The following is a 22,886-nucleotide window of genomic DNA, read 5'->3' on the forward strand; positions in this document are numbered from 1 at the left end:
ACAAAATCAACGCACTCTAAAACCGGAAGGGCCAGTTTTAGGCTAAAAGCCACAGGCGAAAGAATCGAGCCTTGTGGGCAAGCGCTTAAGCGGCTATGACCCAACATTCAGGCCCTTGCCAGTCTAGGGCGCGTGGGTCAGCACAGGGTAAGCTGGTGGGCGTTATGAAATCACCATTGAAGTTCGACGTGACGGAATTGCTCCGCAGCCAAGGAGCTGAAGCGCTGCCTGAGCACCGCGTGCAAACCGGACCCGCCCCCGAGCGCATCGGCGTGGAAATGATCGGCATCCCGGAAGGTGCTGAGGTTAAGGTGGACGCCACCTTGACGCCGTTGGGCTCCGGCGTGTTGGTGGACGCTGATATCACCGGCACCCTCAGCGGCGAATGCGCACGCTGCTTAGCTGAGCTACATCCAGCACTAGATCTCCACGTATCCCAGGTTTTCTCCGCGGATGAGTCCTTCATCAGCGGAGATGAAACAGAGGAAGAGGATCGCGGTTCCGGCGATGAGATCCCCGAGATTGAGGACGGTGTCCTTGACCTCCTGCAGACCGTGATCGATGAGGCAGGTTTGGTGCTTCCTTTCGCGCCGACGTGTGAGGATGGCTGTGAAGTAGATGTTCCCGAAGGCGTGACCACGGGGGTCTCCGGGGAAGAAGAGCGCGTCGATCCGCGGTGGTCTGGGTTGGAGAAATTCCTATGAGCAAGAAGAAGAAACTCACCGGCGAGCAGGCACTTGCCGTAGCATTCGCGGAGGTAGACCACGGTCCGCTGCTCAAGGCACTCGGCGTGGAGCTCAACGATGAGCTGCTGTGCTTGGCGCTGACGCACCGTTCCTTTGCCAACGAGAACGGTCACCTGCCCAACAATGAGCGTCTGGAGTTCCTCGGGGACGCGGTCTTAGGCTTGTCCATCGCGGCCAAGCTCTACGAAAAGTTCCCATCGCGCCCCGAATCCGACATCTCTAAGATGCGCGCTTCCATTGTTTCGCGCTACGGCTTGTCTGACGTAGCCCGTGAAATCGGGGTGGGTCAACACGTCCTGTTGGGCAAGGGTGAGCAATCTACCGGCGGCCGTGACAAGGACTCCATCTTGGCCGATACCACCGAGGCCATCTTGGGGGCCATCTACCGCCAGCATGGTTTCGAAGTCGCCCGCGGGGTGGTGCTGCGGCTGTTTGCCGCCAAGGTTGAGAACGCCGTGGTATCCGGCCGCCACATGGACTGGAAGACGACCTTGCAGGAGCTGTGCGCCGAGCTGAAGGCCGCCATGCCGGTGTACTCGGCCACCTCGACTGGTCCCGAGCATGATCAGACTTTTAATGCCGTTGCCACGGTGGCCGGTTTGACCGTGGGTAGGGGAACGGGACACAACAAGAAGCTTGCGGAGCAGCAGGCGGCGGAAGAAGCCTGCCAGGCGCTGCGTGAGACCCCGTTGCTGGTGCAGGGCACCGCCGGCAAAGAGAACTAACCCACGAGGACTCGATGCCAGAGCTGCCTGAAGTTGAGTCCGTCCGCCGCGGGCTCGAGCCCTACGTCGTGGGGCGTTCCTTCGCGGCGGTCGATGTCCTCCACCCGCGCGCCAATCGCAAGCAGGAGGCACCGCTGTCCGCGCTGCTCGTGGGCAGGAGGATCGCCGCGGTGGCGCGCCGCGGCAAGTTCATGTGGTTGGAGTTTTCCGACGAGGACCGCACTGATCCTGCTCGCGATGTGCTCTTTATCCACCTCGGAATGTCGGGGCAGGTGCGGATCGGTGAGGTGGATTCACCCCACGTGCGCATCGCCGCCGTGCTTGACGACGCCACCCGCATCAGCTTTGTCGACCAGCGCACTTTTGGCTATTGGCACCTCGGCCCGTGGCTCACCATGGCGCATATCGCGCCCGATCCCCTCGAAGCAGACTTCGACCTCACCGCGGCGGGGAGGCGCCTGCGCGCAAAACGTACGGCGGTGAAAGTCGCCCTTCTGGATCAAACTGTGCTCAGCGGAGTGGGCAATATCTATGCGGATGAGGCGCTGTGGACGGCCCAGATTTCTCCGCTGAAGAAGTCCAGCGCCCTGCGGCAGCGCGATGCCGTCGCGGTGATTTCCGCGGCCACCGACGTCATGCGCTCCGCCCTTGAGGTTGGCGGGACCAGCTTTGACGCGCTGTACGTCAACGTCAACGGCGAATCCGGGTATTTTGACCGTTCCTTGCACGCCTATGGGCGGGGCGGGCAGCCCTGTGATCGCTGCGGCGAAGACATCGTGAAAACCGTGTTGGGCGGGCGCGGTACCCACTATTGCCCGTACTGTCAGCGCCGTGGGGTGGGGAAGAAGTCAGGCTCCAACTAGGCTGATGGCGGGGGTTGTCACTAGTGTGTAACGTATGCAAGAAATCTTCAGCACCGTGATCGGTGTCATTAACGACAGCCTGTGGTCCTATGTCCTGCCATGGCTGCTTATCGCTGCTGGCCTTTACTTCGGTATCCGCACCGCTTTGGTGCAGGTCCGCATGGTGCCGGATATGTTCAAAGCGGTCGTCGAAAAGCCCAAGGGGGTCGGCGTCGATGAGGACGCCGATTACGGCGGTATTTCTGCCTTCAAGGCGTTCACCATCTCGGCGGCGTCGCGTGTGGGCACCGGCAACGTCGCGGGTGTGGCCGTAGCAATTTCTGTGGGCGGGCCCGGCGCGGTGTTCTGGATGTGGCTCATCGCCATCCTGGGTGGCGCAACTGCGTTCGTGGAGTCCACGCTGGCCCAGCTGTGGAAGGTCCGCGAGGGGGATACCTACCGCGGCGGCCCGGCCTACTACATGTCCCGCGGTCTGGGCTGGAAGCCCTTGGCAACCATTTTCTCCGTCGCCATCGCCATTACTTTTGGTTGGTTCTACAACGCTTTCCAGACCAACGCTATCTCTGATTCCTTGGCGGCCTCCTTCGGACAGGATTCCGGCGCCTTCAAGGCGGGCGTGGGCATTGCCGTCGTCGCCGTAGCTGGCCTCATCATTATCGGTGGCGTTCAGCGCATCGCCTCGATGACTCAGTTCATCGTGCCGTTTATGGCCGGTGCCTACCTCATCATGGGCTTCATCGTGGTGGTCCTTAACTTTGACAAGGTGCCGGACATGTTCGTCTCCATCGTCGGCTCTGCCTTCGGCTTCCGTGAGGCTGCTGGCGCGACACTGGGCATGGCCATGCTGAAGGGCATCCAGCGCGGCCTGTTCTCCAACGAGGCCGGCGAAGGCTCGGCGCCGAACGCGGCAGCAACGGCGACGGTCTCCCACCCCGTGAAGCAGGGCCTTGTGCAGACCCTCGGCGTGTACTTCGACACCCTGGTGGTGTGTACGATTACCGCCTTCATCATTTTGCTGGGTACTGATTTCGAAAGCTTTGGTTCCGACGCGATTGAGGGCGTGACCCTCACCCAGAACGCGCTGTCCAACGTGGTCGGCGAGTGGGGTATCCACTTCGTCACGTTCATCCTGTTCTTCTTGGCATTCTCCTCGATTCTGGGTAACTACTACCTTGCCGAGTCCAACGTGGAGTACCTCTCCGGGAAGAAGTGGGTGCTGTGGACCTTCCGCCTCATCGTGTTGGCTTTCGTCTTCTACGGTGCGGTGGCCCCGCTGGGCACCGTGTTCGACCTGGCGGATACGGGTGCCGCCATCATGGTGTTGCTCAACGTGTGCGCCATCGTGCCGCTGTGCGGCGTGGCCATCAAGCTGCTGAAGAACTACAACGAGCAGCGCCGCAAGGGCCTGGATCCCGTCTTCCACCGTGATATGCTGCCGGAACTGCAGAACGTCGAGTGCTGGGATGGTACCGATCCTGTGACGCGCCGCAGCGCGGAGGACCGCCGCCGTCTCGATCACGAATTCGACTTGAGCGACCGCACAAACTTGAGGGAGTACTAGATGGCAGACACGGCAGCAGCCTCTGCGGGTCATGAACGCCTCACAGCTTTCGTCCTTGGCCACGTCCAAGGCGTGGGCTTTCGCTGGTGGACGCGTTCCCGGGCCCTCGAACTAGGGCTGGCTGGGCACGCGACGAACCTTCAGGACGGACGCGTCCAGGTGGTTGCTGAAGGCCCGCGAGCTGACTGCGAGAAGCTGCTGTCCTTGCTGCGCGAAGAACCATCAACCACGCGCCGCCCGGGCGTTGTGAACGCCGTGGTGGAGCAGTGGGCCGCACCGCGCGGTGAGTCGGGCTTCATCGAGCGCTAAACTAAGTCGAATGCACCTCAAATCGCTCACGCTCAAGGGATTCAAGTCTTTTGCGTCCGCGACGAACCTGAAATTCGAGCCCGGTATCTGCGCCGTGGTCGGCCCGAATGGCTCGGGTAAATCTAACGTTGTCGACGCACTGGCGTGGGTCATGGGTGAAGGCAGCGCCAAGACGCTGCGCGGCGGCAAGATGCAGGACGTCATCTTTGCCGGCGCCGGTGAGCGCAAGGCCCTTGGCCGCGCTGAGGTCACACTGACCATCGATAACTCCGATGGTGCATTGCCCATCGAGTACTCGGAGGTCTCCGTCACCCGCCGCATGTACCGGGATGGCGCGAGCGAGTATGAGATCAATGGGTCAAAGGCCCGCCTCATGGATATCCAAGAGCTGCTGTCGGATTCTGGCATTGGCCGCGAGATGCACATCATCGTGGGCCAGGGAAAACTGGCGGAGATCCTGGAGTCCCGGCCAGAGGATCGTCGCGCCTATATTGAGGAAGCCGCGGGCGTGCTTAAGCACCGCCGCCGTAAGGAAAAAGCGCAGCGCAAGCTCACGGGCATGCAGGCCAACCTGGACCGCCTGCAAGACCTGACCGATGAGCTGGGTAAGCAGCTCAAGCCGCTGGCCCGCCAAGCGGAGGCCGCCCAACGCGCAGCCACTGTGCAAGCGGATTTGCGCGATGCCCGCCTCCGCCTCGCTGGAGACCGCGTGGTGCGGCTGCGCGCCACGTTCGAGGATGCCGAGAAGCGCGCTGTGGTGCTCGCCGAGCAGGTCGAGGAAGTCACGGCGCAGCTGGAAGAGGCCACGGAAATCCAGCTCGAGGTAGAGGCCGAGTTGGGGGATGTCACTCCGCGCGCGGAGGCCGCGCAGAAATTGTGGTTCGAGCTATCGACGCTGAGCGAACGCATCTCTGCCACGCAGCGTATTGCGGCCGAGCGCGCCAGCAACGTCGGATCCCAGGTGGCCTATGCCGGCCAGGATCCGGAGGAGCTGGAGGCACGCGCCCAGCGTGCCGACGAGGAGCACGACGAGCTGCTGGCCGCGGCCGAAGAAGCAGCGGAGCGCTTGGAATCGATCCGGGAGGAAGTGGCTGAGCGCCGGGAAGCTTTCGAGGCCGCGGACAAGGAACACATGGCGCAGCTGCGCGCCATTGCGGATCGCCGCGAAGGCGTGGTCCGCCTCATCGCGGCCGAGGAAAACCTGGCGGGCCAGGTAAGCTCCGCGGAATCCGAGTTGGCGCGCCAAGAAGAAACCCTGGCGAACACGAAAGCGCGCACCAGGGGAGCGCAGGCGGAGGCCGATGAGGTAGCGGACAAACTAGAGCACCTGGCTGCCGAGCGTGAGCCGCTGGAAGAAGCGCACGTGCGCGCGGCCAGCGAGTCCGCCGCGGCCGATAAACGCTTGGAGCAGCTGCGCGATGCCCAGCGGGAGCGCGAGCGCACCGTGTACAGCCTGCGAGCCAGGATCGATACGCTGGGCCAGACCGCTCCGGAAGCGCTCGAGCTGGGGGAGGGTTTTAAGCCTCTCGCGGAGTTCATCTCTACGCGTTATGAAACGGCCGTCGCGGCGGCACTCGGTTCCTTCGCGGAGGCGCAGGCCGGCGCGGTGAGCGGGGACATCGTGGGTGAACTCGCTGAGGCGAGCCGCACTCCGCTGATCGACGTCTCCACGGAACCTACTGGTTCAGCCTGGCGCCTTGACGCGGACTTGCCTTCCGGTGCTAGCTGGCTGCTGGATCACATGGTCTTGGTCCCGGAAGTATCGGCGGCGGTGACGCGGTTGCTCTCCGACGTCGTTTTGGTGGATGACTATGCCGCGGCCCGCGAGCTCATTGCTGAGGATCCGCGCCTGCGAGCCGTCACCGCCGAGGGCTTGCTAGTTGGTGAAGGCTGGGTCGAGGCCGGAACTGGTGCCGTCTCCACGGTCGAGGTGAGCGGCCAGATTGCAGAAGCCGAGCAACAGTTGGAAACCGCCACCCACGAGCTGGAGGAGCTATCAGGCACGCTGGAAGGTGCGAAGCTAGCCGCCGATGATGCCCGGGTAGGCGCGGCGAGCGCTAAGGCCGCGCTGCGCGAGCATGATCACGAGCTCGAGGCGTGGAAGCGCGACCACCAGCGCTTGCTCAAGCAGTATGAGGCGAACAAGGCGGAGCACGAAAAGGCTGCCGCTCGCGCCACGGACATCGAGGTGCAGTTGGCCCGCCTGCGCGAAGAACTGGCGGAGGCTCGTGACCGCTTGTCGCGCGTGGACGCCGATGAGCAAGCGGATGAACCTTCCTCGGTGGAACGCGATGCAGCCTCGGCCGCCCTTGAACAGGTCAAGGCCATGGAGGTAGAGGCTCAACTGGCGGCCCGCAGCGCGGAGGAAAAAGTAGGCCAGGCAGCTGGCAAGGGAGAGGCCCTGCGGCGCCAAGCCCAACATGAGCGCCAGGCCAAGGCACGCCACGATCAGGCGATGGCCCGCCGGCAGGCGCAGGCGCGGTTGGCGGGGGCCGTCGACAAGCATGCCCAGGACCTAGCCGCCCGCACTACGCAGGCACTCGAGCGCGCCGCTGAGGAACGCGATGAGCTAGTGACCCAGCGCGGCGTGCTGCAGGGGCGTGCGCAGTCGGCGAAGCAGGCGGTCTCCGCGACCCGTCAGCAGCTTGATCGCCTGACCGATTCCGCGCACAACTCGGAGATTGCCCGCAGCCAGGCACAGGTGCGCGTGGATGAGGCCGAGGGCAAGATCGTGGAGCAGCTGGGCATTGCTATCCCGGATTTGCTCAAGGACTACACGCCGGGCGAGGATTTCGATCGCTCCGCCGAGACCAAGCGGTTGAAGCAGGCCGAGAAGGACCTCAACTCCTTGGGCAAGGTCAACCCGCTGGCCTTGGAGGAGTACAAGGCGCTGGAGGAGCGCTATAGCTTCCTGTCCACGCAGCTCGATGACGTGATTCAGGCGCGCAAGGATTTGGCCGGAGTCATTGAGGACGTCGACGCGCAGATCTTGCAGCTGTTCACGGATGCCTGGCACGACGTGGAGGCGGAGTTCCCCAAGGTCTTCCAAACGCTTTTCCCCGGCGGCGAGGGCCGGCTCATCCTTACTGAGCCGGATGACATGCTGGCCACCGGCATCGAGGTGGAGGCCCGCCCGCCGGGCAAGAAAGTCAAGCGCCTGACGCTGCTGTCGGGCGGCGAGAAGTCACTGACCGCGCTGGCGATGCTCGTGGCTATTTTCCGCGCGCGCCCCTCACCGTTCTACGTCATGGATGAGGTGGAGGCTGCGCTGGACGACGTCAACCTGCGCCGCCTCATCGCCCTCTTCGAGGAGCTGCGCAAGGATTCTCAGCTCATCGTCATCACTCACCAGAAGCCAACGATGGACGTGGCCAACGTCCTTTACGGCGTGACGATGCGCGGTGATGGTGTCACGCGCGTGATTTCACAGCGCATGACCCGTGCGGGTGAGGCGCCGGGCACGGCTCAGGCGGCGGAGGACGCCACGCGCCTTGGTGTGGACGCTCCGCGCTAACGGCGCGGCGCCAGTCCGAGGCTTTCGCCCTCCTCATCGTGCCGGGCGTGAACAACCCTGGCACTATGGAGGGCATGAATACTACTTTTCTGTGGATTGCGATAGCAGTCATCGTCCTGATTCTGCTGGTGGTCTTGTTCATCGTCCTGGGCAAGAAGCGCGGCGAGTCGAAGAAGGTCTCCTTTGAAAAGCCCGCGGAGGAGCCGAAGAAGCTGACCCAGCAGCAGAAGTCCGGCAATTATCAAGCCAAGTCTGGTTTTAACTTTGCCCCGGCCGGCGGCGGCGCTACCAAGGAACCCGTGCCTGCGGCTAAGACTGAGAAGCCCGCACCGGCTGAGCCCAAAGCTCAGCCGCAAGCGGAGAAGAAGTCTGAACAGCGTGATGCCACCGAGTTAGCGAACGCTCAGCTCAAGGGTGAAGAGGAGACACCGAAGGCAGCGAAGCCTGCGGCGGAACCGACGCCTAAGGCAGAAACCAAGCCGGAACCTGTTGCAGACGCGAAGCCGGTGAGCGCGCCGGAACCGGCTGCACAGAAGGAGCCGGCAAAGGAAGAAGAAGAGAAAGATTCTTCCGCTGGTCTAGCCGCTGCAGGAGCTGCGGGCGTTGCTGCCGCTGGTACTGCTGCTTCCGGCGCCGCTGCCGTTGAGAAGGACGAAGAGGACACAGAGGAAGCTGTCCCGGCCACCGAACCGGAGACTGCTGAACCGGAGCCGGTAGTTGAAGCCCCGAAGGTAGAAGAGGAGACTCCGGAAGAACCTGAGGCTCCGGCTGAGGAGGAGCCTTCTGCTCAGTCTGAGGCCGAAGAAGAGGCAGCGCAAGAGATAGAAGCACAGCCTGAGTCAGAAGCGCAGCCCGAGCCAGAGGAAGCTGCAGCGGAGGAAGCTGAAGCAGAGGAGGCTGCTGCGGCGGCGGGGGCGCAGGCGGCGTCGGCAAGCGCGGCACTCGAGGCTGAGCCCGAGGAGCTGGAAGTTTCCGAGGACGCCGAGGTCGTTGAGGCCCCGGCAGCCCAGCCGCAGGAGGACATCGCACCGGCCGCCGGCCGCTTGGGCAAGCTGCGTGGACGCCTGTCCCGCTCGCAGAACGCCATCGGCCAAGGCCTCATGGGCATTCTCTCCGCTGGTGATCTGGATGATGATGCCTGGGAGGAAATCGAAGACACCCTCATCATGGCTGATCTGGGCACCAAGTCCACGATGAAAGTCACCGACTCCCTGCGCGAGAAGATCGCTGAACGCGGCGTGAGCTCCGAGGCGGAAGCACGCGCCATGCTGCGCGAGGCCCTCATCGAGGTTGGCCATCCGGAGATGGACCGCTCCATCAAGGCCATGCCGAACGATGGCAAGCCCGCAGTCATCATGGTCGTTGGCGTCAACGGCACCGGCAAGACCACCACGACGGGCAAGCTCGCGCGCGTGCTCGTGGCGATGGGCCACAACGTTTTGCTCGGCGCGGCGGATACCTTCCGTGCGGCGGCAGCTGATCAGCTCGAGACCTGGGGCCGCCGCGTAGGCGCATCGACGGTGCGTGGCAAGGAAGGCGCGGACCCGGCCTCCGTGGCCTTCGATGCCGTCGCCGCTGGTGTGGACCAGGGCGTGGACGTGGTTCTCATCGATACCGCTGGGCGTCTGCACACCTCCGTTGACCTCATGGACCAGCTGGGAAAGGTCAAGCGCGTGGTGGAGAAGAAGACCGAGGTCGACGAGGTCCTGCTCGTCCTGGACGCGACGGTGGGGCAGAACGGCCTGACGCAGGCGCGCATCTTCCGCGACGTTGTCGACATCACCGGTGTTGTCCTGACCAAGCTCGATGGCACGGCAAAGGGCGGCATTGTCTTCCAGGTTCAGGAAGAACTGGGTGTGCCGGTCAAGCTCGTGGGCCTTGGCGAAGGAGCCGATGACCTCGCGCCGTTCGAGGTTGAGGGATTCGTCGATGCCTTGCTAGGGGAGAAGTAAGACCTTATAGATCCCTGGGCTATACCTAAGTTCTTTCGAGACGCAGCGCCTCCATTGTGAGGCGCTTTCGTCGTCTCCGTCCCATTAAAGATGTGCTTTGGGGGAGGTCACAATGGTAGTCTAGGACAGTCCTGTCTATGTGAGGCTGAGTTTTCAGCCCTAACAACGGTTCGTGAGGCTACTCTTTCGTGACACTCTTGTATGTCGTCCTCCTCGCAGCTGTCGCAGTGGCGCTAGCACCGGTAACCGTCAAGGTTGCTGATCGCGCAGCCGGCTACCCGCTAGCCGGCATTTTTATTATCGCCGCGGCACTGTTGGCTAAAGAATTTCCGGCACTGGCCCGTGGCGAAGAACTGTCCTATTCCGTGACGTGGGTGCGTGACGTTATCGCGCCGGGCGTCGATGTGAACCTCGCCTTCCGCGGCGATGCGCTGGGCGTTTTCTTTGCGATGTTGGCTCTCGTCATCGGCGCGGTGGTTTTTACCTATTCCGCTGCCTACCTGCCCAAGGGGAAAGGCAACGTCAGCTTTTATGTGCTGATGACCGCGTTTACGCTGTCGATCCTCTTGCTCGTGCTGGCTAATGACGTCGTCGTGCTCTTCCTGGCGTGGGAGCTGGTATCGCTGGCGTCGTTCATGTTGATCGCGCGCAGCGGCAAGTCCGGTGAGGCCGGTTCGCAGCGGACTCTCATCCTGACCTTCATCGGCGGCCTCACCTTGTTGACAGGTGTGGCGATTGCCGCGACGGCTGCGGGGACGACGAACCTGGAAGACATCCTCGCCTCCGATGTGTGGGCCGAGCGCCCAGGCCTGACCACGGGGGTTGCCATTCTCATCGCGGCCTCGGCATTCACCAAGTCCGCGCAGTTCCCCTTCCACTTCTGGTTGCCGGAGGCTATGGCGGCTGCCACGCCGGTCTCGGCCTTCCTGCACGCGGCGGCCGTGGTCAAGGCCGGCGTTTACCTGTTGATTCGTTTCTCTACTATCTTCCATGATGTTGCGGCGTGGAACTGGCTGCTCATCGTGGTCGGCATGGGTACCGCCGTCATGTCGGCGGTCTTCGCCGTGCAGAAGACGGACCTGAAGAAGCTGACCGCGTATTCCACCGTGTCCCACCTGGGTTGGATCGTGGCCACGATTGGTGTTGGCACGCCCTTCGCCATCGCGGCGGCCCTCGTGCACACGCTGGCACACGCGCTGTTTAAGTCCTCCATCTTCATGCTCATCGGCGTGATTGACCATGAGGCTGGTTCACGTGACATCCGCCGCCTCGGCGTGCTGTGGAACAAGATGCCGTGGACCTTTGGCTCCATGCTCATCGGCGCTGCCTCCATGGCTGCGGTCCCGCCGCTCTTCGGTTTCGTGTCGAAGGAAGGCATGCTGACCGCTTTCGAGGACGCGCCCATCGGATCGGCCGGACAGGTGCTCTTGCTCATCGTTGCGGGTGTGGGTGCGTTCTTCACGTTTACCTACTCCGCCAAGATCGTCTTTGGTGCTTTCTTCGACGGCCCGCGCGATATGTCTAAGGTCCATGAGGCGCCGGTGCGGTTGTGGCTGCCCGCGGCTCTTCCCGGTGTGATGTCGGTGCCGATCATCTTCGTCATGGGCGCGCTCGATGGGCCGCTTGATGACGTCGTGGCGGCCATCGGCATGGAGGGGCATTCTCACCTTGCTCTGTGGCACGGTCTCAACGTCCCGCTGCTTATTTCCGTCGTGGTGCTCATCGCTAGCGTTGTCGGTTTGTTCTTCCGTACGCCGCTGTGGACGGCGATGGAGGAGCGCCAGCTCCTGCCGCGCACTGGTAACCAAATCCTGAAGTGGATTCAGGACGTGTGCGCAGCCTTCGGCCGCTTCGTCGGCCGCATGTCGGATACCCACAACCCGTCGAAGCTCATCCTGCCGATTGTCCTCCTCGTCATCATTCTTGCGGGCTCCACTCTGGTGTCGACGGGTGTCGACGGCGTGGCCTTGAACCCGCGCGTGGATGGCCTGGACAACCCGTGGGATCTGCTGCCGCTGGGCATCGTGACGCTGTCGATGTTTGGTTTGGTTCGTACCCGCAACCGTCTTACGGGCGCGGTCATGATTGGTACCGCGGGTACCGGCGTGACCTTGCAGATGTTCCTGCTGGGTGCACCGGACGTTGCCTTGACTCAGTTCACGGTGGAGGCGCTGTCCGTCATCGTCATGATGATGGTCCTGCGCTACCTGCCGGAGAAATTCCACCCGGTACAGAACACCAACCGCAAGGTTGGCTCCATCGTGGTGGCGGTGCTCGCGGGTATCACCGCATTCCTTGGTGTGTGGGCGCTGATGGGCCGCCACGAGCGCTCCGACTTGTCCATGTGGTACCTCAATAACGCCCCGGACATCACTGGCGGAGATAACGTCGTGGCCACCATCATCGTGGAGTTCCGTGCACTCGATACCCTGGGTGAGCTGTCGGTGCTTGGCATGGCCGCCGTGGTGATTGCCGCGGTCACGTCGACGCTGCCGCGCTTCCCGTTCACCTCCGGTACGCGCCCGGCACCGTTCGGCCAGTCGCAGCTCAACTCGGTTCCGCTGCGGAAGGGAATTGCCATCGCTATCCCGATTCTGGTGGTCATGTCCTTTATCGTGTTCTACCGCGGCCACCAGGCTTCAGGCGGTGGCTTCCCGGCTGCTCTCATTATGGGCGCGGCCATCGGTCTGACGTATCTCTCTCGCGGCACCGATGAGATCGTCTTCGGCCGCATGACCCCAATTCACCTCACCGGCGTGGGCATCATCGTTGCACTGACGGCTGGATTCATCGGCTACATTCCGACTTCGCACGGCTCCGGTGGTTTCTTGACTGCCATCCACGGCCACGCCCTGGGGCAGCACTGGACCACGTCGCTCATCTTTGACCTGGGTATCTACCTGGCGGTCCTGGGCATGCTCACCATGGCCATCAACGCCTTGGGTGGCTACTTGCGCCCGGGTACTGAGCGGGACTTCCTGCCGTGGGTCCACGACGATGATTCGGCGCTGCCGAATACGCCGCGCGTGGTGATGGAGGACATCGATGATCCGTACCCTGAATCCATCAACCCATCCTCGGATCCACTGGCCTTGCTCAATGAATCCGAGGCGCGCCACCGCGCGTCTTCGCCCCACCACACTCCGGCTACAGAGGAGAAGAATTCATGATCCTCGCACTGACTATTGCACTGCTCATCGGTAGCGCTGTCTACCTCATCCAGCAGCGCGGCTTGGTCCACATCGTGTTGGGCATGATGGCCTTTGGCCACGGCGCCAACCTCATGCTCTTGGCTACCGGCGTGTACTCCTACCGCGGAGAGTCCTTCCCGTCGCAGGTACCGGCGGACCAGATGGCGGACCCGCTGCCGCAGGCATTCGTTCTGACCGCCGTGGTGATCTCCATGGCCACCTCCACGATTCTGTTGACCATGGCGGCGATGGGCGCCAACGATGACACGGATGTTGTCGAGCCGGTGGATGACAACACCATTGACCACGCCTTCTCCACGCTGGGCCGCGATACCCAAAACCGGGAGATTCTGCAGCGTTCGGCCAACAAGATGGACCGTTTGAAGGAACTTGACCACGAGGGGGAGAAGTAAATGTATGACACTGTAAGCGCTCTTCTTCCGCTCTTCCCAGCGGTTCCACTGGTATCGGCGGCGCTGGCGCTGCTCGCGCCGTGGCACCGTGTGCGCGATGCCATCATGCTCATCGTCCCAGGCGTAGGCATCTTCGCCTCCTTCGCGCTGCTGCTCTACACCATGAACAACGGCGTGGTGGCGCACACGGTGGGCAATTACGTGGGCAACGCGGGTATCGCCTTTGCTGCCGACACCTTCTCGGCTCTCATGCTCATCACGACGATGATCGTGGCTTTCGGCGCCAACTGGTTCGCAATCGTTGGTGGTGAGACCAAGTCGCGTTATTACCCGTCGCTGACTCTTATTCTGATCACCGGCGTGTGCGGCGCCCTGCTCACCGCTGACCTCTTCAACTTCTTCGTGTTCATTGAGGTTATGTTGCTGCCGTCCTATGGCCTCATCACGATGTCGGGCACGTGGTCGCGTCTAGCCGCAGGACGCGCTTTCGTGCTGGTCAATCTGTTCGCCTCCACGCTGCTTGTGGTGGGCGTGGGCTACATCTATTCGGTTACGGGCGTGGTCAACTTGGCGGCGCTGACGGGCGCTGCCGCCGGCAACGGTCCGGTGACGGTGGCCTCCGGCATCATCGTTATCGCCATCGCCGCGAAGGCCGGCGTATTCCCCGTGCAGTCGTGGCTGCCGCGCACCTACCCGGGCACGTCGGCTGCCGTCATGGGCCTGTTCTCTGGCCTGCATACCAAGGTCGCGGTGTACATGCTCTACCGCCTGTGGGTGCAGCTCTTTGATATGGACCAGCGGTGGGGGACACTCATCATCGTCATCATGATCATCTCCATGCTGGTTGGTGCTTTCGGCGGCTTGGCTGAAAACTCCATCCGCCGCGTGCTGGGATACCAGATGCTCAACGGTATGCCCTTCATCCTCGTGATGATGGCCTTCACTACCCACGATGCGCAGCGCGCGTTGGCTGCCGGTATTCTCTACACGATTCACCACATGCTCACGGTGGGCTCCCTCATCCTGGCCTCCGGTGCCATCGAGGAGACGTACGGTACGGGCAGGCTCAACAAGCTTTCTGGCTTGGCGCGCCGTGATCCGATTATCGCGTGGATCTTCGCCGCCGGTGCCTTCTCCGTCGTGGGCTTCCCGCCTTTCTCCGGTATGTGGGGCAAGGTCCTCATCGTCGCGGAAATCGCCCGTACCGGCGGGGGATGGGCCTGGACCGTTATCGCGGTGATTATCATCGCCTCCTTCGCAGCGTTCCTGGCCATGTTGCGCGTGTGGCGCCGCGTCTTCTGGGGCAAGGACCTGCCCAAGGAGAAGGTGCCCGATGAACTTGTGATTCGCAAGAAGCTGATGGCTCCCTCGGCGGCGTTGATCTTGGGCTCGCTGACCATGTTCATCCTGTCCGGGCCGGTCATTAGTGTCACCATGGAGGCATCGGAGGATTTGTTGGACACGGAGGCCTACGCACACGCAGTGCTTGGCGACGACCCCGTAGCCCTACCCGATATCGACTCCCTTCAGGAGGGCCGTTAAATGAAGAGTGCTGTGCATGCCGTTGTCTACGCGCTGTGGCTCATTAAGGAGATCTTCGTCGCGGGCTTTTCGCTCGCCATGGAATCCTTCAAGCCGCATAACAACTATCGCCCAGTGGTGCTTCGGTACCCCTTGCGTGTGACGAGCGCCTGGGAGATCTTCTGGTTCACCTCGTCCATTACCGCAACGCCGGGCACCTTGTCGTTGGGCTTGCGCGAGCCAGTTGCCGAAGGCCTTCCGCGCATCGTGCTGGTCCAAGCCGTGATGGGGGATGACCCGGCCAGTGTCATGGCGGACCTCGCGGACATGGAGGAGCGCCTCGCGCCACGAGTGAAGGGCATCGATTATGGCGTGCCTGGCCAGGGTCCGACGGAGGAGCTCGCCCCGACGTTCTACGAGTATCCGCTGGATACGCTGGGACGTCATATGCGCGCCCCCGATATCGCGAAGGCGGACGATACCCCGTTGGCAGCGAACGACGTGGAGAAGTATTCCGTGTGGCCGCTGCGTCAGGTCGTGCCGGGCAAGGACGCCCGAAAGGATGATAAGAAGTGATTGATTTTTCCTCGATGAGCGCCTTTCAATGGGTTGTCTTTGTCTGTGTGTTCCTCATTGGCGCATCGGTGTGCTCGGCGTTGGTGCTGGCGTTGCGCTCCCGCGATGAGCTCACCCGCACCGTGATGAGTGACATGGTCTTCTACGGCATGATGTGCATGTACTTTGCATGGGCCATGACCAACCACGCGTCCATCGTCTACGACATCGCAATGCTCGCGGGCATCGCGGCGGGCGTGCTGCCGACGTTGTCGATGGCCCGCATCATCTCGAAGGGCAGGAGGTAAAACCATGACTATCGCGGAGATTATTGCTTCGGTTCTGCTGGTTGTGGCCACGGTCCTGGTTATCGCGACGGCCATCGCTTTGTGGCGCGCGCCCGATGCTCTGACCCGAGTCAACCTACTGGGGCCGACGGTCGGGTTGGCCGTTCCTCTTCTGCTCGTGGCGAAGCTGGTCGTTGACTTTGCCGAGAACGGGTTCTCGCTGTGGTCGCTGGTCCGTGTCCTCATTGCTTGTTTCGGCGTGTGGATCATCGGTTCGGTGGGCTCTTTTTACATGGGCCGTTCCATCTACGGCGTGACCGTCACCGACGTGAAGTACGCCAAACGTATGCGCCAGCAAGCACAGACCGTGGAAGCTTCCGAGGAGGAAATCTAGGGAGCTCGTTTAACTGAGCGGCGAGGGCAACATTGCCTTCGCCGTTTTTTGGATCCCAAATGTGATCTAGGACTCATCCTTCTTCCCAAAACTATAGAGCTAAAGATATTTTGGGAATTGTACCTATCAATCTATAGAAAAGGGGTTAGTTGAAGTATGACTCCTGATGCATTCTCTTCCGGTGATGCAGCGTGGATGCTGATCAGCGCATCATTGGTGTTGCTCATGACCCCCGGATTGGCGTTGTTTTATGGCGGCATGGCGGGCAATCGCCATGTCCTTAACATGATGATGATGTCCTTCGGCGCGCTCGCGCTTGTGCCTGTGCTCTATGTCTTGTGGGGCTGGTCCATGTCCTATGCGGGAAGCTCTTTTGCAGGTATCGTGGGCAACCCGTTTGAAGCGTGGGGCTTGCGTGGCCAGATTGCAGGACCTTCCAACGAGTATCTCCTTGGTAGTTCTGGTTACCCCGCCGTCATCGATATCGGCTTCCAAGCCACCTTCGCCATTATTTCGACGGCTATTATCTCCGGTGCCATCGCCGGCCGCGTGAAGTTTTCGGCCTGGTTAACCTTCGTGGGTATCTGGGTAACCTTCGCCTACTTCCCGCTCGCCCACATGGTGTGGGGCGGGGGAATTCTCTCCCACGCCCCGCGCTCGCTCGCGGCGTGGCTCTTCGGTGTCTCGAAAGGTGAGGCGCTCATCGCTCCCATCGACTTCGCGGGCGGTACCGTCGTGCACATTTCTGCCGGCGCAGCTGCCCTAGTTCTGGCCATCGTCGTGGGCCCGCGCGCGGGCTTCCCGAAGCACGTCGATAGGCCGCACAACCTCCCGATGGTGATGCTCGGCGCCGCGTTGCTGTGGTTCGGCTGGTTCGGTTTCAATGGCGGTTCTGCCTTCGCTGCGGATGGCCTTGCAGGTGTGGCGTGGTTGAATACCACCGTTGCTGCGGCCGCCGCGATGCTCGGCTGGATGTTGGTGGAGCGAATCCGTGACCGTGCCGCCACTTCACTCGGCGCTGCATCCGGAGCTATCGCAGGCCTCGTCGCCATCACCCCGGCGGCAGGAGCACTGAATCCGCTCGGTTCCATCGCCCTCGGCTTCCTCGGCGGGATTATCGCCTGCCTGTGCATCAGCCTGAAGTACCGCTGGGGCTTTGATGATTCCCTGGACGTCGTCGGGGTGCACCTGTGCGCAGGACTGTGGGGCACGATTGGCCTAGCCTTCTTCGCTACGGATAACGGCATCCTCACCGGTCACTTCACTGAAGGGCTCAAGCTGCTCGTCGTTCAAACGCTGATTGCGGTTGTGGCGATGCTGGTGTCGGGGCTCGTCACCCTGCTTGCGGCGCTCCTCATCCGCGCCACCATGGGCTGGCGAATCGAGGATGAAGCACAGGGTATCGACCTGAGCGAGCACCGCGAGTCCGCCTATGACTTCCGTGAGTCCGTGGCGTCTCACCGTCGCCACACCCACGACGCTAGGATTAACCCTGCACCTACCGTCCAGCCGCGGGTCGACACCGCCGGAGCTAAGGAGTAACAGATGAAGCTCATCACTGCCATCGTCAAACCGTTCACGCTGCCGGACATCCGTGAAGCCCTCGAACAGCACGACGTGCACGGCCTGACCGTGACCGAGACCCAGGGTTTTGGTCAGCAGCGCGGCCACAGCGAGGTCTACCGCGGCGCCGAGTACGCCACCGATTTCGTACCCAAGGTCAAGCTTGAGGTGGTGACGGCCGACGAGCAGGTGGAGGACATCCTCTCCGCTATCGTCGACGCCGCCTACACCGGCAAGATCGGTGACGGCAAGATTTGGATCACGCACGTCGAGGACGTCATCCGCGTACGCACCGGTGAACGCGGCGAGGCCGCTCTCTAAAAGGTGTCTACGGCCGCCCAACTGCGTGAGGACGCCTACGCTTCGGCGCTGCGCCTCACACAGTCCCTGCAGCTTCCGCCCGGCTGTGCGCTTGCCGCCACGGGTTCTTTTGCCCGGCGGGCGATGACCCCTTTTTCGGATCTCGACCTGATTCTCCTCCACCCGGATGACACCGAGCTTCCCGAGGACGTCGTCTCCGAAATCTGGTACCCCATCTGGGACGCCAAGTACCGGCTCGATTATGCGGTGCGCACCCCGAGCGAATTCGGCGCCATCGCCGGTTCCGATCCCGCCGCCGGCTTCGCGCAACTCGATCTGGCCTTCGTCGCCGGAGACAAGCAGCTGGTGGATTCCACCCGCGCCCAGGTCTATGCCTCGTGGCGCCGCCTGTTGCAGAGTAACTTCGATGCTTTCGTCGACCTCGCCATTACGCGCTGGCGTCGCTCCGGCACCTTGGCCACGATGACCCACCCGGATATTAAGAATGGGCGCGGCGGTCTGCGCGATATCCAATTCCTCCGGGCCCTCGCCTTAGGAAACCTCGCGGACGCCCCAGCGCTCGAGGAGGAGCAGGCCCTGCTTCTCGACGTCCGCACGCTCCTCCACGTCACCGCCCGCCGCCACCGCGACATCCTCGACCCAGAATTCGCCGCGGAGATCGCACACGAGATGGGCTTTGCCGACCGTTATGAATTATCAGCGGCCGTCGTCACCGCCGCCGCGGCGGTGGATAGGGCCGTCGAGAGGGCGCTCGCGACGGCTAGGGGAGTGGTGGCCAAGCGCAGCCACAACCGCACTCGCAAACCCCTCGACATCGGTGTCGTGGATGTAGGCGGCGAAATCAGGCTCGCCCGCACCGCAGACCTAGACGAGCCCTGGCTGCTCCTGCGCGTCGCCGCCGCAGCAGCACGCTCGGGCAGGAGCGTGCCCGCCCACGTTTGGGAACAACTACGCGAGCTGCCAGACCTGCCGCAGCGCTGGCCCGCAGGAGCAACGGATGCCTTCTTCAGCCTGTTGTCCTCACCGCTCAATACCCCGCGCCTTATCCAAGAGATGGACGCCCATGGTTTGTGGGAGCGAGTCGTTCCGGAGTGGGAGCACATCCGCGGCTTGTTGCCGCGGGAGCGCACGCACTCTCATACCGTGGACTATCACTCCATCCTTACCGTCGCTCGGTGCGCTGAAGCTCGCACGTCCGTAGCGAGGCCCGATCTACTGCTCTTGGTGGGGCTCTACCACGACATTGGCAAAGGTTACGGCCGCCCGCACGAACTCGTGGGAGCTGAGATGGTGGCGTGCGCTGCCGCCAAGCTGGGCCTCGACCTGGCGGATCGCTCCCGCGTGCAAACCGTGGTGGCAGAGCACACGACTCTGGCGCGCATCGTCTCCCGCACGGACCCTTACTCCGACGAAGCCCGCGATGAGCTTCTCGAAGCCGTGCGTTATGACTACCTGACCCTGGCGCTCCTCGTCGTGCTCGCCCGCACCGATGCCGAATCCACCGGCCCAGGCGTGTGGAACCGCAGGCTCGAGAATGGAATCGAGGCGGTCAGCGCCCGCGCTTTTGCGCAGCTGGAGGCCCTGAGTCCGGTGCGGCCGCTGGTGGCCGTTGACCGCGACATCGGCCTGCGCCACAACCCGGAGGATGATAGCTTCACCGTCCTGTGGCGCGGCAGCTACCAGCGGGAGGCTGTGCGTCCACTAGCGCTTATCGCTGCCTTGGGGTGGAACATCCTGTCCTCGCGCTTGGTGCGCACGGAGGAGGGCTACGCCGGCGAGTTCGACATCCGTGCGCTCCACGGCGCCATCGATCTCACGACGGTGGAGGAGCGCTTGGTGCAGTCTTATAAGTCCGGAACCTATACCGTGCTGCCCGATTTCGTACCGGGGCCTGCGACCGCCATGTGGACCAGGGGCGTCTTCGAGCTCAGAATCGATGACTACCCGGGTACCCTCGGACACGTGCTCGCGCTGCTTCCGGAGTGCGAGTGGCTATCCACCACCACACCGGGCGCCACGATGGTGCTTCACGCCGTGCCGCTTGGCGACGTCCCCCGTGCCACCCTCGTCCGGAATGTGACCCAAGCACTGGTCAACGGCTAAGCTGGGGAAGTTATAAATTTATCCACGATAGTTGAGGGAGCACTCTAACGTGTTTGAGTCTTTGTCTGACCGCTTGCAATCAGCCCTGTCCGGCCTGCGCGGCAAGGGCAAGCTGACCGAGGCGGACATCAACGCCACAGCGCGCGAAATCCGCCTTGCGTTGCTGGAGGCGGACGTCTCGCTCAACGTCGTGCGCGGCTTCATCAAGCGCATCAAGGAGCGCGCGGCAGGCGCCGAGGTCTCCGAGGCACTCAACCCTGCGCAGCAAGTGGTCAAGATCGTCAACGAGGAACTCATCGAGATCCTCGGCGGCGAGACCCGCCGCCTGAACCTAGCCAAGAATCCGCCGACGGTCATCATGCTCGCCGGTCTCCAAGGTGCTGGTAAGACCACCTTGGCGGGCAAGCTATCCAAGCACCTGGCTTCCAAGGGGCACACCCCGATGTTGGTGGCTTGTGACCTTCAGCGCCCGGGTGCGGTGCAGCAGCTGCAGATCGTCGGCGAGCGCGCCGGGGTCGATGTCTACGCTCCGGATCCGGGTACCTCCCTGGATTCTCACGAGCATGAGATGGGTACCTCGCACGGGGATCCGGTGGACGTCGCCAAGCGCGGAATTGAGGAAGCCAAGCGCACGCAGCACGATATCGTCATCATCGATACCGCCGGCCGCCTCGGCATCGATGAAACCCTGATGACGCAGGCTCGCAATATCCGCGACGCCGTCAACCCGGACGAAGTCCTCTTCGTCATCGACTCCATGATCGGCCAGGATGCCGTGCAGACCGCCGAGGCCTTCCGCGACGGCGTCGACTTCACCGGCGTCGTTCTGACCAAGCTGGACGGCGACGCCCGCGGTGGTGCGGCCCTGTCCATCCGTGAGGTCACGGGCAAGCCCATCATGTTCGCCTCCACCGGTGAGAAGCTCGATGACTTCGACGTCTTCCACCCGGAGCGCATGTCCTCGCGCATCCTGGGCATGGGTGACCTGCTGACGCTTATCGAGCAGGCGGAGTCCAAGCTGGATCAGTCCAAGGCGGAGGAAGCCGCCAAGAAGATGGGCTCCGGCGAGATGACGCTCAATGACTTCTTGGACATGATGCTCATGGTCCGCAACCTGGGGCCGATGGGCAACCTGCTCAAGATGATGCCGGGCGGTAACAAGATGAACCAGATCGCCGACATGGTCGACGAGAAGCAGCTCGACCGCATCCAGGCCATCATCCGCGGTATGACCCCGGAGGAGCGCGAGAACCCGAAGATTCTCAACGCTTCGCGCCGCAAGCGTATTGCGCTGGGCTCTGGTGTAGCTGTCTCTGACGTCAACCAGCTCATTGAGCGTTTTACCGAAGCCAAGAAGATGATGTCCCAGATGGCCGGCCGCTTCGGCATGCCGGGCATGGGCGGCGGGCGCTCGGCTACTAAGAAGAAGCCGAAGGGCCGCAAGGGCAAGAACGGCAAGCGCAAGCCGCCGAAGCGTCGTGGTGGCGGCGGAATGCCAGGCATGGGCGGCGGTATGCCGTCGATGCAGGAGCTGCAGAAGATGCAGGAGCAGCTCGGCGGCGGCATGCCCGGGCTAGGCGATATCAAGATGCCGAAGGGCATGGAGAATATCGACCTCAACAACCTGGACTTTGGCCAAGGCAAGAAGAAGTAGGAGATTACCCACGCGACAATATGTCCGACTAAAGTTGGATAAAACTGTTCTCGCGTGGAAAGGTCCTCACTGTGAAGGCCAGCCCTGTGGTGCGCCAGATGCGCCACGACATCACTACCAAACCGTTCATCGCCATCTGGGAGGTCACCCGTGCCTGCCAGCTGGTGTGCCAGCACTGCCGGGCCGACGCCCAGCACGACCCCGCACCGGGCCAGCTCACTACCGCCGAAGGCAAGGCACTGCTGGATTCCCTGGCCAGCTACGACAAGCCACGCCCGCTCGTGGTGCTCACGGGAGGGGATCCGTTTGAGCGCGGCGACCTGGAAGAGCTCACCGCCTACGGCACGTCCCTGGGACTCAACGTGTCGCTTTCGCCGTCGGTCACGCCCCGTTTGACGCGCGAGCGCCTCGAGGGCCTGCGCGCGGCGGGAGGGTCCGCGCTGTCGCTGTCTCTCGACGGCGCGAGCGCTGCAACCCACGACTACTTCCGCGGCTTCTCCGGCATCTTCGACCGCACGATTGAGATGGCCAGCGTGGTCACCGACGTGGGCTTCCGCCTCCAAATCAACTCCACCATCACGAAGAACAACGTCCATGAGGCCCCGCAGCTGTTGGCGCGGGTTATCGAGATGGGTGCCAAGCTCTGGAGCGTGTTCTTCCTCGTACTCACCGGCCGCGGTACGGGCTTGGAGGCGCTGACCCCGCAGGAGCGCGAGGACGCGATGCAGTGGCTGCACAGCGTGTCCACGCGGATTGCCATTAAGACCACGGAGGGGCCGCAATATCGGCGCATCGTCCTGCAAGCCCAGCGGGGAGAGAAGTACGAGGGCGGCGAACTGTACCGCTTCCTTACCGCGGAGACCGAGCGGATTTTGGGCCCCGATCCCCATACGCGCCGCCCGCGGCCGCCGATGGCCATCAACGCGGGTTCCGGCTTCGTCTTCATCGACCACGTGGGGGACGTCTACCCAAACGGCTTCCTGCCGCTGCACTGCGGCAACGTCAAGAGTCACCTACTGCCGGACATCTACGCCAACTCGCCAGTGTTTAAGAAGCTTAGGGATCCCAATGCGTGGAGCGGCAAGTGCTCCGTGTGTGAGTTTGCTTCTGTGTGTGGCGGCTCGCGGTCCACGGCTTTTGCCATGACGGGCGACCCGCTCGCGTCGGACCCCACCTGCGCCTACGTGCCCGAAGCCCTGCGCTAGCGGCGGCTA

Annotated in this window: 18 protein-coding genes; all 18 read left to right on the forward strand. The window is 62.8% G+C overall.

Translation table 11 applies throughout. The features are described from left to right. The first annotated feature begins 164 nt into the window (after positions 1-164). The 18 genes from HMPREF2967_RS08970 to HMPREF2967_RS09055 all read left to right on the forward strand — a co-directional run bounded on the left by HMPREF2967_RS08970 (position 165) and on the right by HMPREF2967_RS09055 (position 22,877). Positions 165-704 carry a YceD family protein gene (locus HMPREF2967_RS08970; RefSeq protein WP_070519975.1) on the forward strand — a complete coding sequence of 180 codons (540 nt, stop codon included), beginning with the start codon at positions 165-167 and terminating at the stop codon, positions 702-704. Then, positions 701-1,471 carry a ribonuclease III gene (rnc, locus tag HMPREF2967_RS08975; RefSeq protein ID WP_070519978.1) on the forward strand — a complete coding sequence of 257 codons (771 nt, stop codon included), beginning with the start codon at positions 701-703 and terminating at the stop codon, positions 1,469-1,471. Before HMPREF2967_RS08970 ends, rnc begins: the two co-directional genes overlap by 4 nt. Before the next feature lie 14 nt (positions 1,472-1,485). Then, positions 1,486-2,334 (forward strand): bifunctional DNA-formamidopyrimidine glycosylase/DNA-(apurinic or apyrimidinic site) lyase, encoded by an 849-nt coding sequence (gene mutM / locus HMPREF2967_RS08980; RefSeq protein WP_070686112.1) that lies wholly within the window; start codon positions 1,486-1,488, stop codon positions 2,332-2,334. A gap of 34 nt (positions 2,335-2,368) precedes the next feature. Further along, positions 2,369-3,895: an alanine/glycine:cation symporter family protein gene (locus HMPREF2967_RS08985; protein WP_070686114.1), complete on the forward strand. Its 1,527-nt coding sequence runs from the start codon at positions 2,369-2,371 to the stop codon at positions 3,893-3,895. Continuing rightward, a complete protein-coding gene (locus HMPREF2967_RS08990) occupies positions 3,896-4,204 on the forward strand; it encodes an acylphosphatase (protein WP_070533232.1) in 309 nt (102 codons plus the stop codon). It begins immediately after the preceding gene. Positions 4,205-4,214: 10 nt separating this feature from the next. Further along, a complete protein-coding gene (gene smc, locus HMPREF2967_RS08995; protein ID WP_070686116.1) occupies positions 4,215-7,718 on the forward strand; it encodes a chromosome segregation protein SMC in 3,504 nt (1,167 codons plus the stop codon). A gap of 74 nt (positions 7,719-7,792) precedes the next feature. Further along, positions 7,793-9,670, forward strand: a complete 1,878-nt coding sequence (gene ftsY / locus HMPREF2967_RS09000) for a signal recognition particle-docking protein FtsY (RefSeq protein ID WP_070686117.1) — start codon at positions 7,793-7,795, stop codon at positions 9,668-9,670. Between the two features lie 188 nt (positions 9,671-9,858). Further along, the gene (locus HMPREF2967_RS09005) at positions 9,859-12,840 is read left to right on the forward strand and encodes a DUF4040 family protein (RefSeq protein WP_070686119.1); all 2,982 of its coding nucleotides are present in this window, start codon (positions 9,859-9,861) and stop codon (positions 12,838-12,840) included. After that, positions 12,837-13,274: a sodium:proton antiporter gene (locus HMPREF2967_RS09010; RefSeq protein WP_070519992.1), complete on the forward strand. Its 438-nt coding sequence runs from the start codon at positions 12,837-12,839 to the stop codon at positions 13,272-13,274. The genes HMPREF2967_RS09005 and HMPREF2967_RS09010 overlap by 4 nt, the downstream gene beginning before the upstream one ends. Then, complete coding sequence (locus HMPREF2967_RS09015) at positions 13,275-14,816, forward strand: monovalent cation/H+ antiporter subunit D family protein (protein ID WP_070519994.1); 1,542 nt, start codon at positions 13,275-13,277, stop codon at positions 14,814-14,816. After that, a complete protein-coding gene (locus HMPREF2967_RS09020) occupies positions 14,817-15,371 on the forward strand; it encodes a monovalent cation/H+ antiporter subunit E (RefSeq protein WP_070519997.1) in 555 nt (184 codons plus the stop codon). It abuts the gene before it with no gap. 14 nt (positions 15,372-15,385) lie between these two features. Then, positions 15,386-15,658: a cation:proton antiporter gene (locus HMPREF2967_RS09025; protein ID WP_029158995.1), complete on the forward strand. Its 273-nt coding sequence runs from the start codon at positions 15,386-15,388 to the stop codon at positions 15,656-15,658. A 4-nt stretch (positions 15,659-15,662) separates the two neighbouring features. After that, the gene (locus tag HMPREF2967_RS09030; RefSeq protein WP_070519999.1) at positions 15,663-16,031 is read left to right on the forward strand and encodes a Na+/H+ antiporter subunit G; all 369 of its coding nucleotides are present in this window, start codon (positions 15,663-15,665) and stop codon (positions 16,029-16,031) included. A gap of 156 nt (positions 16,032-16,187) precedes the next feature. Further along, positions 16,188-17,573 (forward strand): ammonium transporter, encoded by a 1,386-nt coding sequence (locus HMPREF2967_RS09035; RefSeq protein ID WP_070686121.1) that lies wholly within the window; start codon positions 16,188-16,190, stop codon positions 17,571-17,573. A gap of 3 nt (positions 17,574-17,576) precedes the next feature. Beyond that, positions 17,577-17,915 carry a P-II family nitrogen regulator gene (locus tag HMPREF2967_RS09040; protein WP_046648027.1) on the forward strand — a complete coding sequence of 113 codons (339 nt, stop codon included), beginning with the start codon at positions 17,577-17,579 and terminating at the stop codon, positions 17,913-17,915. A 3-nt stretch (positions 17,916-17,918) separates the two neighbouring features. Then, positions 17,919-20,018, forward strand: coding sequence for a [protein-PII] uridylyltransferase (locus HMPREF2967_RS09045; protein ID WP_070686122.1), 2,100 nt, complete (start codon positions 17,919-17,921; stop codon positions 20,016-20,018). A 49-nt stretch (positions 20,019-20,067) separates the two neighbouring features. Further along, complete coding sequence (ffh, locus tag HMPREF2967_RS09050; protein ID WP_070686124.1) at positions 20,068-21,672, forward strand: signal recognition particle protein; 1,605 nt, start codon at positions 20,068-20,070, stop codon at positions 21,670-21,672. A 98-nt stretch (positions 21,673-21,770) separates the two neighbouring features. Beyond that, a complete protein-coding gene (locus tag HMPREF2967_RS09055; RefSeq protein ID WP_070686314.1) occupies positions 21,771-22,877 on the forward strand; it encodes a TIGR04053 family radical SAM/SPASM domain-containing protein in 1,107 nt (368 codons plus the stop codon). The last annotated feature ends 9 nt before the right edge of the window (positions 22,878-22,886 follow it).

The sequence above is a fragment of the Corynebacterium sp. HMSC059E07 genome, from assembly GCF_001814395.1.
GTDB classification, from domain to species: Bacteria; Actinomycetota; Actinomycetes; order Mycobacteriales; family Mycobacteriaceae; genus Corynebacterium; species Corynebacterium hesseae.